Origin of the sequence: Algoriphagus chordae, from assembly GCF_003254055.1 — a bacterium.
Lineage (GTDB): Bacteria > Bacteroidota > Bacteroidia > Cytophagales > Cyclobacteriaceae > Algoriphagus > Algoriphagus chordae.
Map to the genome: position 1 here is coordinate 1 of NZ_QKZT01000016.1, position 14815 is coordinate 14815.

General features: G+C 38.7%; 12 protein-coding genes and 2 pseudogenes. 4 read left to right on the forward strand and 10 right to left on the reverse strand.

Annotation, left to right across the window (positions count from 1 at the left end):
* Positions 1-333, reverse strand: a 333-nt coding sequence (locus tag LV85_RS16070; RefSeq protein WP_146260489.1) for a transposase, incomplete at its 3' end; no start/stop codon positions are given.
* 37 nt (positions 334-370) lie between these two features.
* On the opposite strand from LV85_RS16070, the gene LV85_RS16075 reads away from it, so the two are divergent.
* Positions 371-799 carry a hypothetical protein gene (locus tag LV85_RS16075; protein WP_111321284.1) on the forward strand — a complete coding sequence of 143 codons (429 nt, stop codon included), beginning with the start codon at positions 371-373 and terminating at the stop codon, positions 797-799.
* Between the two features lie 187 nt (positions 800-986).
* Here LV85_RS16075 and LV85_RS16080 read toward each other — a convergent pair whose 3' ends face one another.
* The 9 genes and pseudogenes from LV85_RS16080 to purL all read right to left on the reverse strand — a co-directional run bounded on the left by LV85_RS16080 (position 987) and on the right by purL (position 11102).
* Positions 987-1187 (reverse strand): MbtH family protein, encoded by a 201-nt coding sequence (locus LV85_RS16080; protein ID WP_111321286.1) that lies wholly within the window; start codon positions 1185-1187, stop codon positions 987-989.
* A 320-nt stretch (positions 1188-1507) separates the two neighbouring features.
* A complete protein-coding gene (locus tag LV85_RS16085; protein ID WP_111321288.1) occupies positions 1508-1939 on the reverse strand; it encodes a hypothetical protein in 432 nt (143 codons plus the stop codon).
* A 598-nt stretch (positions 1940-2537) separates the two neighbouring features.
* Positions 2538-2753 (reverse strand): annotated as a pseudogene (locus LV85_RS16090) (thrombospondin type 3 repeat-containing protein); the annotation flags it as partial.
* Positions 2754-3102: 349 nt separating this feature from the next.
* A complete protein-coding gene (locus LV85_RS16095) occupies positions 3103-4128 on the reverse strand; it encodes a patatin-like phospholipase family protein (protein ID WP_111321290.1) in 1026 nt (341 codons plus the stop codon).
* Positions 4129-4311: 183 nt separating this feature from the next.
* Positions 4312-4452: pseudogene (locus LV85_RS16100) on the reverse strand (response regulator transcription factor); the annotation flags it as partial.
* A gap of 313 nt (positions 4453-4765) precedes the next feature.
* The gene (locus tag LV85_RS16105) at positions 4766-5140 is read right to left on the reverse strand and encodes a hypothetical protein (RefSeq protein WP_111321294.1); all 375 of its coding nucleotides are present in this window, start codon (positions 5138-5140) and stop codon (positions 4766-4768) included.
* Between the two features lie 121 nt (positions 5141-5261).
* Entirely contained in the window at positions 5262-5855 is a 594-nt protein-coding gene (locus LV85_RS16110; RefSeq protein WP_111321296.1) for a hypothetical protein, read from the reverse strand.
* A 128-nt stretch (positions 5856-5983) separates the two neighbouring features.
* A complete protein-coding gene (locus LV85_RS16115; protein ID WP_111321298.1) occupies positions 5984-6784 on the reverse strand; it encodes a helix-turn-helix transcriptional regulator in 801 nt (266 codons plus the stop codon).
* Positions 6785-7421: 637 nt separating this feature from the next.
* Complete coding sequence (gene purL / locus LV85_RS16120) at positions 7422-11102, reverse strand: phosphoribosylformylglycinamidine synthase (protein WP_111321300.1); 3681 nt, start codon at positions 11100-11102, stop codon at positions 7422-7424.
* Positions 11103-11586: 484 nt separating this feature from the next.
* On the opposite strand from purL, the gene LV85_RS16125 reads away from it, so the two are divergent.
* From LV85_RS16125 to LV85_RS16135, 3 genes are all read left to right on the forward strand, one after another.
* The gene (locus LV85_RS16125; RefSeq protein ID WP_111321302.1) at positions 11587-12186 is read left to right on the forward strand and encodes a TetR/AcrR family transcriptional regulator; all 600 of its coding nucleotides are present in this window, start codon (positions 11587-11589) and stop codon (positions 12184-12186) included.
* 73 nt (positions 12187-12259) lie between these two features.
* Positions 12260-13654 carry a TolC family protein gene (locus LV85_RS16130; protein WP_317046455.1) on the forward strand — a complete coding sequence of 465 codons (1395 nt, stop codon included), beginning with the start codon at positions 12260-12262 and terminating at the stop codon, positions 13652-13654.
* Positions 13655-13681: 27 nt separating this feature from the next.
* Positions 13682-14815, forward strand: coding sequence for an efflux RND transporter periplasmic adaptor subunit (locus LV85_RS16135; protein WP_111321306.1), 1134 nt, complete (start codon positions 13682-13684; stop codon positions 14813-14815).

The following is a 14815-nucleotide window of genomic DNA, read 5'->3' on the forward strand; positions in this document are numbered from 1 at the left end:
CATTGCAGTCTTATGATTGATAGAATAACGTTTTGCAACATACAATGCTGACAAGCCTTTTGTACTCGTACTCATTTCAAAACAAATGTGAAATGCCTTCAAAAGACCAAATTTGACCTTATGAAACAAAGTGCCTGCACCTGGGTTTTCTGTATCACTACATTTATTGCATGTTCTTGCGTAATCTTTTCGCATTTGACTTCCGTGGTGACCACATTTTCGGCAAGTAAACCCATCCTTCCACTTAAGATCTGCCAAATATTTCTTGCAATCCAAATCAGTTTGGAAGCTTCTACTGAACTCTATGATCTCTTGACCTTTGAAAATATCCATTACTTGCGCTTTTGACTACATAAATATATGAACTTATATGGTTACCTCTAAAAAAGCATTAATGAACCTATCATCAAATTATGGGATAGGGTCATTTGTATACTTCAGGAGAATAGTTGAAACAGAATTGATAAATCTTTTGGAACAAGTTGCTGATTTAAATGATCCGAAAAGTTCAAAAATTAGACAGCTATTGGATGAACATAAGAAATCCCATAAAACTGCCGATTTATTAGAGGAGGTGTTTAATTTTTTACCTGATTCGTTAAAAGGGCTAGGGGTTAATCCATTTAAATTACTTTATGGGACTCTTTCTGTTGGAGTCCATAAATTATCCGACTCAGATTGTTTTGAACAAGCAATGAGTTTAAGAGCTGTTCTTGATTTTGTTTTGAAGAAAATATTTGAAGAGAGTAAAGAAGTTTCTGAGGTGAAGAAACATATAAAAAGATTATCTACAGAATAAAATATTAACCCCCTTGCGGATTTTATAATCCTTTCTCTCCCAACGAATTTGCTATTCGATTTCATCGTTGGACGCTAGATTGCAGTAATTTCCGATTTCAAATCGGTTAGGATATTTGGGTGTAGTTACAAACTACACCCAGACCAACGCCTATTTGGTAACTGACCGAGAGAAAAGTATACTACGCCTAGAGGGAGGGTGGTCTCATGTCAGTCCATATTCCCTTGATATATTCCAAACATTCTTGCTTATACCCCTGCTTCCCCACGCTTTCCCATCCGAGCGGGAGCTCTCTATCAACTGGCCATATGCTGTATTGACCTTCGTAGTTTACTGTTACGGTGTAAATAGTCTGGTCTTCTTCTTCTTCTTCTTCTTCTTCTTCCATTTTTCTAAGGGTTTGATTTACAGTTCGTTGATTGTTTTCTACAAAAAAACAAGATAAAAAAATTGGCAGAATATTTCAATGTATTTCTTCCAGCTAACTCTGGGTAAATGGTATAGTTGAACCAATTACAAAATTGCTAAGGATAGTAAAGCGTAGTTAAAAACTACGCTTAGACGACGATCTGACTACACCCAGGCGGGTAGTAGGGCAGGCAAACTACACCCAGTGCCTCGAGCGATCAAACTACGCCGAGCGGGGGGCAGGCAAACTCTTAGGGCTGTGCTATCCAACTACGCTCAGGTGGGGGAAAACAAAAGTTTTTATTCCTCAATTTTTCCGCTGGTTACGAAAAAATAACCCAAAGTACCTGTAACAAATGCCTCAAAGAAAGTTTGGATATGGTTTGACTGATTCGAGATGAGTTGAATTGTTTCTAAGGAAGCATTAGTTTGGGTCTTTAATATGAAAACGATAATTAGGAGAAAGTATGAAACTGAAACTCCCAAAGTAATGAAATAGTAAGATTTTTGAATATGAATTTCTTTTAAATTTTGCGTTCTTTTTATAGCAAACATTGCTGTAATTATAAGCGTGTTAAATGGTAGGGTAGACCTTGTATACCAAGACCAAATTGCTTCATTATTTTCAGTGATAACATCTGAGGAAAATGAAAACAGAAACAAGCCAATTACTATAGTAGAACTAATCCACAGAATTGTCAAATGTTCTTGTGCTTTGAACTTTTCAATCATTTAAAGCTTATTTAAATAATAATTTTAAGTAATCAACAGTTGTATTTGACACCAGTTTTGGTGCCTGGCCAGGGTAAGTTTCATATTCGTAAACAATTAAAGATATGGTATATTCATCTGCCGAAATGGAATTATTGTAAATATCCCTAACGTAACTTTTGTCAAGATTAATAAACCCCCGATTAACAACCTTCATTATCTCATTGTACTCTTGAATGTCATCTGTAGTAGTTAAACCTATCCGGGTATTTACAACATATCCAAAAAACATATATCTAGCACTTGGTCTACCGTAGAGACAATGAAAAATATTTAAAATACCACATCCTCCTCTTTCAATTTCAATGGGTAAATCTAATCTAGTTCCCGAATCATTTATCCTTTCTAAATTTGAAAAAACCACAAAACCAGATTCTGGAACAAACATAATCCTATTAAACTGTCTTCCCTTTTCTTGTAAATGTTTCCTTATTTTTCCATAGACTGTTTCTAAATCATCATCCTTTTCAATAAACCCATCTGAGATATCTTCAACGTATGTTGGGTTTGGAATTGGCCAAAATTGATCTGGTCTATTCGGGTCTCTTAAAGTTCTATCCTCTCGAACTTCTTCTACAGGACATCCATTTGTTGATGCTGGTCCTGGAAGGAAAAGACACTTATCACTATGATCCGGTGTGCCATCACCGTCAGAATCCAATGTATTACCTGAAGCGTCAACTCTTGCCCCTCTTGGAGTATTTGGCTCCGAATCTAAATAATCTGCAATCCCGTCCCCATCACTATCTTTCAACATAGCTAGTATTTCTCCACGCAATTGAGCTATTTCAGAACTTGATTCTTTGTTTATTCTTACTAAATCCCTTTTGGTTGCGCATGAAAACAGTACTGACCAAATACTTAAAAGCAAAAATATCTTTAAGTATTTTTGATATGGAAATCCATTCCTATTTTCTTTATAATTTTTTTTCATAAAATTAATTCTATTAAAGTACAAATTATAAACATTTACTGCCAATGCTAGGAACTACACTCAGACCTAACAATTGTATAACTACACCTAGATGGGGTAGTAAGTAATATGTCAAAAAACTGGCTATCAAAATCAGGTCCTTGAAGAAACTTGTCAAGAAGTAAGATGCTCTTTATGAAATTGAGCACTTTCATTCGTATTTTAATAATTTATCTATAATGATGTCCAGTTCTGCGTCAATTTGAGGTTGAGAGATAAATGATAATGCATCCTCTTTTAATTTAATGATATTTTCAAGAGATGCATCATCCATCTCCGGGTTAGCTTCTTTCAAAACAGGTTCTAGTCTATGGTAATCAGTACTGTCTGTTTGATTTAGAGTGCCATAAATTTGTTTCAAATGGTAATCAACCGTAGTTGAATTTCCAGACATCATTATTTCTAATATTGGTTTTATCCAGCCAATTGCTCCCCAATCTTTTGCTTTCTTATATTCGTAAGATTTACCAAAACTCCCAGTTCCCAAAGAAACAATCATCATGTCTTTTGCTGTTGGGAATTTTTCTATTCCTTCAAAGTTCATACAACGAACCTCTGAATAGGCTACAAGAGCAGGGTTGTTTACGAATACACCACCATCTATGAGAGGGTATGGTGTTCCTATTTCATTTTTTATTCTAGCTGTTTCAAAGTATGTAGGTGCAGCTGAAGTTGCTCTAGCAACATCTTTTATTTTGAAATCGTAGATTTCATTTTTTGCCATATGCTGTTTAAAAAAATGTGGTTTTCCATTTCTGATGTCATATGAGCTTATTATACATGGTTTTAATAGTTCTGATAATTTTACTTCACCAAAATTATCTTGTAATGCTTCTTCTAATTCGCTTGCATCGTACTTTTCATCAGTTATTCCATTGCCACTTTTAAATTTTTGTGAAATATTGACATCAAATATTTCATCACCTCTATCTAGGTATATACTTACTGCCTCCTCTGCTTTAAATTTTGGTCTCTTTGCCTCATCTGAAATAAGATAACACAATGTTAGAATTCCACCAGTACTTGTCCCTGCCATGAAATCAAACATATCTGCTATTCTGAGATTACTGTTGTTTTTTTTCTTCTGAAACTTTTTTTCTAATTGATCTATTATTATTCCTGGTAATATTCCTCTAATTCCTCCACCATCTATTGACAATATTCTTACTTTTTTCATTTTTTTGTGAGTTTCTATTTTGGGTACCTATTTAAATGGGATTTGTATTTTGAGTGGAAAGGATTTCTTAAAATCAATTTGTTCTATATTCCCGATGGGAATATGTCTGAAAACACCATGATTTGACATCCCCCAAAAGGCGTATTTTTCTCTAAATCACCCCTTCAGCTAAGCATTTTGCCATTAATTCTGCTGTATTTGAGCAGTTAGTTTAAATAGAATGTTTTTTCGATGGGTTCGTGTGGTGTTGAAAGAAATAAAAAGTTTTTCGGAAATGGCTTTAGCGGTGAGGCCCTGACTCATCAGTTTAACGATTTCGAGTTCCCGCTTGGTGAGATCTGCGGTGACTGGCTTCTATTTCAAATTAGCAAGTTTTGGATTAAATCGATCATTCTCATCCTTGATTTCAAGATATGATTGTTTACTGTTGACAATCATGAATAAAAGCCAGTCAGTTGTTACATTTCCGATATGGATTATATCAAATAGATTACAAAGGCATGTCGAATCTTTCCTGTTTCATATTGTGTATGAGTTTTTGTCTTAATCATCATCTTTGAAGTTTCCAGTTACTTTCTTATAGGAGATTAACAGTAGCCATCTTAGTAGTTATATAGACTAAAGCTTACCAGACATTCTAATTAAAGTTTGGGCCTCCTGCCTTCCTGAGCGCTATTGAAAGTCTTTGCATGAATTTCTCGCCTTGTCCACTAGAAAGAAACATAATTTTGTGAGATGGGTAGTCGAAATCATCTAATTCAATAAACACATTCATAGCTTTGCTATTCCCTCTTCTTCCCGACTCATTATGCTTCATTTTAATCCCAGTTACTTGGCTCACATTAAACTTTTTGTTTTTTAGGGTTAAAGACTGTTCACTGAAATTTACTGTTACTCCAGCCTGGCTGTACTCAGTATCGCTTGCCATATGTTTGGAATTGGAAAATCCTTTGAAGAATAAAAAGATTAGAAATCCAAATATGGCTACAAATATTATGTATATAAACTCCATAAATTATGATTTATGTTTATGACTTCGATTTAAATAATCCAGTAAAGAGTGGATTAGAGGGTGAATTCTTATTGGTGTTTTTTATTATACTTTTTATTTCCATAACTAAGGTGTAAAACTTTTAACCTACTGGGATTTTGGCTAAAAAATCCCGATAAGCATTTTTATTTATTTCCACAAATATTCCTTCCAATGCAGGCTTGTCATCTTGTGATGAGTTTGGGTCATAACCCAAAAGCCTAGCTTTAACAACATTGCTATTTGCGATTTTACTGATGATTTCGCGCGATATAGGAAATTTTGCCTTAGAACTAAATAATGCTTTAATACTGTATCCGGTATTCTTAATGTCTGAATCTGAATTGTAGGCTCCTTCTGTGGATAACTTAATAGGCTCTTCATCAATAAGAATTATCAGTGACTCGCCTTGATCAATCATAAATGGATCGTTAGTTTCTATTTCTGCAATTACAGATAATTGCTCTTCTCCTGATTTTGAAGTAATATATTCTAGATTTAATTCGAAATCTTTGTCTCCTATATTAAATATAAAGCCTTCGATTCTCGATGGATAATTAGGTTCTAATTTACAATTATCCATCTTTATGGTTTTGGCTCCACTGAACTCATCAATATTTTGAGTGATTGGTATATGAATAGTTGCGCATCCTACTAATAGAGTGGATATTAGTAATGATGATTTGTGAATCTTCATTTGAAATAGTTTTAATTTATGTTTCAGTAAATATTTATGAGCTATGTTTTTTGATATTTATTATCTTTTCTTCTTAAATATGTTAATTATTCCAATTTGATTTCTTCACTCAAAAAGCGTATTTTCCCTTAAATCACCCCTTCAGCTAAGCATTTTGCCATTAATTCTGCTGTATTTGAGCAGTTAGTTTTAAATAGAATGTTTTTTCGATGGGTTCGTGTGGTGTTGAAAGAGATAAAAAGTTTTTCGGAAATGGCTTTGGCGGTGTGGCCTTGACTCATCAATTTCACGATTTCTTTCTCGCGTTTGGTGAGATCAGTTGTGATAGTTTCCTTCTTGAGATTCGCAAATCTGGGGTCAAAGCTTACCTGTTCTGCTTTGATGTTTAGGTAGGATTGTTTGCCATTTAGGCTTATAAAGGAAATCCAGTCAGTGGTAATATTTCCTAGATGGCTTATATCTGTGTGTAAACCAAAAACATGTTCAATCTTACCTTCTTTTGTCAGTGAAAGTGGGGTTGACTGGATTAGCATAGTTTGATTTTTGCCTTTTCTACCTGTGCATTTATAGGTGTAAATGATTTTATACGATAAGTAATCTTCTTGTGCTAGGTAATTAGTGATGAAATCTGTGCAGATTGCTTCCTTGATGTGTATACTCTTTAATTCATTTTCTAGACAGTTTTTCAATAGTGTAGCCATTGTCACATTAACAGGGTTTATTCCTATTACATGTTCTACATTTGGGTGAATAAAATCCAAACTTATATCTGTAAAATTTAGAATGTAGTAATATGATTGTCCAGGTGCACACATCTCTGCAATCCGGTGAAATTGTTCTGCATCTCTAAATTTTGAATATTTATTAAGTTGGGATGAATATCCTTTTTTCCACATCTGCAAAATGCTGTCACTTGAAAAATCTTCCATACAATGCTCTTTAAAAATGTATTTGATAATACTAAAAATGTAGAGTAGATCCAAGGATTGGTTTATGAATATTATGTTTTTTCCTATAAATGGTTGTTTTTACATTGTGTTACTGTTGATCTGCAGTAAAAGTATTATTCAGGTACTAAAACCAATCCAATAAAATTAAGCATGAGAACTACTGGGGTAGGTTAAGAAAAAGAGATCAAAGTATGGCGTTTGAAATGTTTTCAAAGACAATTCCATGCCATCTTTCAGACCTACTTTACCCTTTACCTTACGAAAGAACACCTTTCTGCTTCCTTAAAAATACCACCACTAGCGTCACTAAAATCAAAAGCACGAATCCATCGCTAATTGAAATCGAACTGAATTTATTGTTAATTAGAATGTCCATGCTTACCCCTACCAACATATAGCAGACCAACAGGAATTTCGGTAGGTCGTATTTTATCATGCTTGGTTGAGGTTAAAAGTGGATTTTGTCTGCTGTAATTCGAGGTTTCAAGATATCTTAAATTCTGAACAAAAAAAATCCCTCAGATTGCTCCAAGGGATTTGTAAATCTATATCGAAAGTGTTTGGGTCTCAATTTACGATAGAGGTTCAATTTATCTCGTAAATCGTATTTCGTAAATCACAATTTCTCTTCAACCCAATTCCTCGCATTCACAAATGCCTCCATCCAAGGCGTAAAGTCGTCTTTTCTGTCAGCTGGATAGTGAGCCCAGTTCCAAGGCTTCAGGCTTCGCTCGATGTGTGGCATAATCGCCAAGTGACGACCGTCTGCAGATGCGATACCTGCCGTAGCATGATCGGAACCGTTTGGATTGCCTGGGTAAGCTTCGTAGCTGTATTTCATCGCGAAGTAGTAGTCGCTTGCTGCCTGTGGAAGTGCAAACTTACCTTCTCCGTGTGCTACCCATACGCCTAGTCTCTGTCCGCTCAATGATCCTAGCATGACAGACTCATTTTGTGGGATGGTTACGTTCACGAAAGTTGATTCAAACTTATGGGATGCATTGTGAAGCATCTTTGGTTTGTCCGCATGGTCAGGAGTGACCAAGCCAAGCTCTACCATCAGTTGGCAACCGTTACATACACCCAAACTCAAGGTGTCAGGTCTTGCGTAGAAGTTGTCCAGTGCTTGCTTAGCCTTAGGATTGTAAAGGAAGGCACCTGCCCAGCCTTTTGCCGATCCCAGTACATCGGAGTTGGAGAATCCACCCACGAAGACAATCATTTGTACGTCTTCCAGGGTTTCACGACCTGCGATTAGATCGGTCATGTGAATGTCTTTCACTTCAAATCCAGCCAACCAAAGGGAATAAGCCATCTCACGATCGCCATTCACACCTTTTTCACGGATGATCGCTGCTTTCGCCTTGCCTTTGGTAGTGCGGAAAGGATCTAGTCCAGCAGTTTCGAAACTGCCTTTCCAGCCTTCTGCAAACTCAAATGCAAGCGGCTGATTTTTATAATTGTCAAAGCGGTCTTTTGCTAGTTGCTCTCCGCTTTGCTTTCTGTCCAATAAGTAAGAAGATCTGAACCATACATCGCGAAGCTCAGCGATGTCCAGCGTCAGGTCTTTTCCTGCAAACTCAATGTTTCCGGAATCAGTCACTTTCGCCAGCTCCACATAATCAATATCAGCTTCCACCAATAAGGCTTCCACTGCGTGATCATCTTCGACTTGAATCAGGATTCCTGGATTCTCGGCAAATAGTGCTTTCACTAGATCTGCTTCATGCAGACGATCCAGTTTCACTTTCAAACCAATATTCTGCACTGGGAAACACATTTCCAAAAGGGCTGTTACCAATCCACCGGAAGAGATGTCGTGTCCTGCAAGAATCCAAGTCTGATCGATCAGATCTTGAACAGCTGTAAATGCCTTCGCAAAGTATCTAGGGTTTTTGACGTCTGGAGTTTCTGTCCCAACCTTGTTTAAGGCCTGGTAGAAGCTTGATCCAGCCAGTTTGAATTCGTCCTTAGAGAAGTCTATGTAGAGGATTCTACTTCCTTTGATAGGCTTCAAGGCAGTTTTTACTGTTTTCTGCACATCAGAGCATTCACCCACGGAGGAGATAATAACCGTTCCCGGAGAGTAAACTGTCTTTCCGTCAGGATATTTCTGAGTCATGGAAAGGGAGTCTTTTCCCGTAGGGATATTCACACCCAGATCAATCGCAAACTCAGAAACTGCCTCAACTGCTCTATATAGTCTGTCGTTTTCGCCTTTGTTCTTTGCTGGCCACATCCAGTTGGCAGAAAGGGAAATTCCCTGCAATCCGTCCTGAATATGTGCAAAAATCAAGTTTGTCATCGCCTCAGCAATCGCCAATCGGCTACCTGCTTCCGGATCTGCCAGGGCTGCCACTGGCGCATGACCGATGGAAGTTGCGATTCCTTTGTTTCCGGTGAAGTCAAGCGCCATTACAGCCACGTCATTCAGCGGAAGTTGGATTTCACCGACGGTCTGCTGTGTTGCCACACGACCGGTCACGGATCTATCTACTTTATTTGTCAACCAATCCTTACATGCCACCGCTTCCAGCTGCAATACCTCGCGGATATATGCTTGGATCAGATCGGCTTCATAAGTTGCTTCCGCAAAAGAAGCGTTGGTTGTATCATCTTCCAAAATAGTCTTAGGAGATGAACCGAACATGTAGCTCAGGTTCCAATCCACCGGCTTCTCGCCAGTTTTGCCATTTTCGAATTTGAAATGCATATCTCCGGTTGTCTCGCCCACCACGTAGAATGGCGCGCGCTCACGGTCAGAAATCTGATGTAAGGTATCTACGTCTTTTTTGCCAATCACCAATCCCATACGTTCCTGAGATTCATTTCCGATGATTTCCTTAGCGGAAAGGGTAGGGTCTCCCACCGGCAATTTGTCTATGTGGATAGTTCCCCCAGCATCTTCCACCAATTCAGAAAGGCAGTTTAAATGTCCGCCAGCTCCGTGATCGTGGATGGAAATGATTGGATTGTTTTCGCTTTCTGCCATAGCGCGGATCACATTGGAAACACGCTTTTGCATCTCAGGATTGGATCGCTGAATTGCATTAAGCTCGATTGCATTGGAAAGTTCACCGGTGTTCAGGGAAGAAACCGCCGAACCGCCCATTCCGATTCTATAGTTGTCGCCGCCCATGATCACAATCTGATCGCCGGCTTTTGGCTCGTCTTTTTTAGTGTATTTGGCATTGGTGAAACCTACGCCACCAGCCAGCATGATTACTTTATCAAAACCGTGGTGCTTGCCGTCTTCCTCATGCTCAAAGGTCAAGAGAGATCCTGAAATCAGCGGTTGACCAAATTTGTTTCCGAAATCAGAAGCTCCATTGGAAGCTTTGATCAGGATATCCATTGGCGTTTGGTACAGCCAAGGACGTTCTTCCAGCTTGCTTTCCCAAGATCTTCCTTTCTCGGAACGAGGATAAGAAGTCATATAAACTGCCGTTCCCGCCAAAGGAATAGAGGCAGTTCCGCCAGCCATACGATCTCTGATTTCTCCACCAGCTCCAGTGGCAGCACCGTTAAATGGCTCCACGGTAGTTGGGAAGTTATGTGTTTCAGCTTTCAGGGAGATAACCGTATCGATGTCACGGGTTTCGAAGAAGTCCGCTTGATGTGCTGTTTTCGGTGCGAATTGCTGTGCTTTTGGTCCTGCTACGAAGGCCACATTGTCCTTGTAAGCAGAAGCGATACGGTTAGGATGTGCTTTTGCAGTTTCTTTGATGAGTTGGAAAAGCGTCTGTGGCTTTTCTACTCCATCTATGATAAAAGTACCGTTGAAAATCTTGTGTCGGCAATGCTCCGAGTTCACCTGAGAAAATCCGAAAACCTCAGAATCCGTCAGTGGTCTCTCCAATTGCTTGGAAACATTGTCCAAATAATCTACCTCTTCCTGGCTAAGCGCCAGACCATTTTCCTTGCTGTATGCCGCGATATCGTTGATTTCTACGATTGCTTCCGGCTGCAAGTGAATGTCAAAAATCTCCTGATCCAATCCATCAAACTTATGCTGAAGCATTGGGTCAATGCTGTCACCTTCAGTTAACGGAAAGAACTCCTCGACACGGATAACGCCAGGGACACCCATGTTTGCGGTGATTTCCACTGCGTTGGTTGACCATGGAGTAATCATTTCCTTGCGAGGTCCTGAATAGTTTCCGGTGAGCGATGGTTTGCTGATTGCAGTAGCTCCACCAAAAAGCCAAGTTAGCTTTTCTAAGTCTTCGGGTGCGAAAGGTTGTGGAGATTGTACAGCGTAAACGGTTTTTAGAGGGGATTCAAAGAAGAAAATCATGTCCTTTGGCTGGTAAGATGCAAAGGTAAGCAATTGGGGGGTAGATTGAAAAATATAGTGATCAGTTTTCAGTGGTCAGTTTCAGTTTTCAGTCTTGATTGGCGCAAGTCTTATGACTTGTGCCTAACCAAATGCTGTCTTCAGATTTCTGGGTTTTGAAACTGAAACAGATGTCAGGAGACTTCAATTTTGTGAGTCCAAGCTCACCTGGCATCGGACAGGACTGAAGAACTAATCTTACCTTTAGCTAATTGAGCTTCCCCTCCAAATGATTTTCAAGTTTATTATTTCGTCCTTGAACCTGGTAAAGTGCAGTTTACGACAGAATAAATTCACTAAAAATTAATTTACTGTTCATAATCGTTCGATTATTTCCAATATTTTTCTATTAAAGCCGAATATTGTTCGGAATCTAAGCAAAGGAAACTTTTACGGTTTCTAAAGTTTCCGTAGTTTTGCACGCGAATTAACAGGTGAAGAAGATATGAAGGATAAAATCTTGGAGGTGGCTATCGAACAGTTTAGTAATTACGGGGTTAGAATCGTGACCATGGAAGATATAGCTAGACTTGCTGGGATGTCGAAGAAGACTATTTATCAGGAATTTAAGGACAAGAAGGAGTTGGTGAAAGTTGCTTTTTCCACGGTTTTAGAACAAGACTGCCAAAGTCTTCAATCATTTATGAAGACAGGTGATGGCGTAATAGAGCACTTAGTTTATACTTCCAAAATGGTCAGAGAGCGAATGAGTAAGATGAATCCTTTGGTGATTATAGAAATTCAAAGGTATTTTCCTGATACCTGGGAAGTATTTGAAAAGTATCGTTCTGAAGTAATTGAGACAGATCTTGTCAATGTACTTGAAAGAGGTAAAGAACTGGGGTATTTTCGCCCTGAAATTAATTCAACGATTCTGGCGAAAATGAGAGTAGAGCAAATTAGTGCGGGGTTTAATATGGTGAATTTTCGGAATAATGAATTCAACCTTATGGAATTACAAGTTTCTGCACTCGATCATTTTCTGTATGGCATCTTCACGGAGAAAGGCAGACAATCTTATTTGCAAAAGCAAAACGTCAGCTAATCACCTAAAAAGAAACCCTATCTATACTAACTAATACAACTACAGATCCTTTTTAGAATTTAATATGTTTAGAATGAAGATTTATTTTGCTGCAATTTTAGCCTTGATCATGCTCAGGTCTGAAGTTTATGCGCAAGAGCAAGCTCCTCCACAGGAGGTATTGCAACTCAATCTCAGGGAGACTTTGGAGTTTGCCCTGGAAAATAATGTGGATGCAAAGAATGCCAGGTTGGAGATTCTGGTTTCTGAAACTACGATCAAGGAAGAGACTTCTATTGGTCTTCCGCAGATCAATGGCTCTTACGGCTTTACGTATAATCCCATGGTTCCGGTGATGTTTGTGCCGAACGAGGGGCCGTTTGCTGATCCTAATAATCCTTCTGATGTGATACCTCTACGATTTGGAGTTGCTTATAGCAGTAATCTAGGAGTGACGGTAAGCCAGATGATTTTTGACGGTTCTTTCTTCATAGGGCTAAGGGCTGCCAAGACTTATAAGGCATTGACGGAATATGACCGTGTCAAAGTGGAGAATGACGTGATTGAAAATGTTAAGAAGGCGTATTTCGGTGTTTTGGTAAATGCTGAGCGGATCAAGCTTTCAGAGTCTAACCTTTCAAGAATTGACTCCCTTCTTCAAGAGACTACTGCCTTGTATGAGGCAGGTTTTTCGGAGAAAATAGACGTTTCTCGAATTAAGGTTCAGCGCAACAATACCTATTCTCAATATGAGCGAAGCAGAACAGCTTACGAAATTTCGAAGCAGCTACTCAAAGTCCAGATGGGATTGCCGGAAGAATATGATATCGTGATCACGGAGACACTTCGTGAATTGAATCCAGAGGATGAGCTTAATGCCTTACTGGCTCTGGAAGGACAACATCGGGTGGAGATGGATCAGTTAAATACCAATATTGAGCTGACTGGCTTAGATCTTAAAAACAACACCTCCCAGTACATGCCTACTCTGGATTTTAATGGCAGCTTTACTCGTTCAGGAGCAGGAGATTCATTTGGGACTACTTTTGAAAGTATAAACTGGTTTAGTTCATCCATGGTAGGGATTTCCTTGAATATTCCAATTTTTGATGGTTTGTCAAAAAGCGCACGAATTCAGCGTAATAGACTGCAACTACGTCAGTTGGAAAACCAGAAATTTTATTTAGACCAAAATATAGACCTGGAGATTTTTCAGGCAAAGCAAAACCTCAGCAATGATCTAAAAGTATTGAAGGTGCAGCGGGAAAGTATGGATTTGGCACAGGAAGTATATGATATGTCCAAGATCAAATACAATGAAGGTGTGGGCTCAAATTTCGAGGTGGTAGAAGCTGATTCTGACCTTATTGAGGCTGAGATTAATTTCCTAAGTGCATTATATGATGGTTTGATCTCCAAGGTAGATTTGGAGAAAGCATTGGGTATCATCCATGATGGATTAGATAAACCAGCCCTTCCTAATAAATAATTTTAATTCCTACAGATACGAAATAATATGAAACTAACATATAAATTTTTGCCCCTAATCGCACTTGCCTTCGTAGCTATTTCTTGTGCTACAGAAGATGGAGTGGAGGCTAAAAAAGCAGAGTTGGAACAACTCAAAACCCAGTCAAATGAAATCACGAATCAGATTAAAGCCTTGGAGGCAGAGTTGATGACATTGGATCCTGAATTTGCGAAGCAAAATCATAAGTCTATACTTATTACTACAGCCAATGCTAAGAAGGGAAGATTTGAGCACTACGTAGAGGTAACAGGTTCTGTGTTGTCTAAGAAGAATGTGATAATCAGTTCCGAAACTTCAGGAAGAATCCTTGAAGTGCCAGTGAGTGAAGGGCAGCGAATTGCAAAAGGTGCTGTGCTAGCTAGAATAGATGCTGAATCGATCGAAAGAAACATTGACGAACTGGAAAATTCACTCAGTCTAGCTACTACCTTATTTGAGAAGCAGGAGAGACTTTGGAATCAGCAGATTGGTACTGAAGTGCAGTATTTGGAAGCAAAAAATAGAAAAGAAGGACTGGAGAGAAACTTGGCTTCGGCCCGTACCAACTTGGACAAAGCAGAGGTAAGAGCTCCTTTTTCAGGAACTATTGAAACTATTGATGTTCGCTTAGGGGAATTAGTTCAGCCTGGCATGTCTATGTTCCAATTTGTAGGAGATAGTGACCTCTTTATAGAAGCAGATATTTCTGAAAGTTATGTAGGTGTCTTGAAAAAGGGAGATTCTGTAAATGTGAGCTTTCCTTCCGTTGATGAGGATCTTCATACCAGAGTATCTTCTGTAGGTGCTATCATCAACCCAAACAACCGTACTTTCAAAGTAGAAGTCTTTTTGCCTAACCTTCCTATGGTGAAGCCTAATATGATCTCTGTGTTGAAAATTCAGGATTACGAGCACAATGACGCTGTCACGGTGCCAAGTTATTTGATTCTTAGCGACAACAGAGGTGATTACATATTTGTAGTTGAGGCTGGAGTAGCCAAGAAAAAATATGTGGAAAGAGGTAAAACCTATGATAAGCATACTGAGATACTAGAAGGTCTGGAAGGCAACGAAGTACTTGTAGATAAAGGCTTCCGTGAAGTAGGAGATAATTTCAACGTCAACATAGTTCAGCAGTAA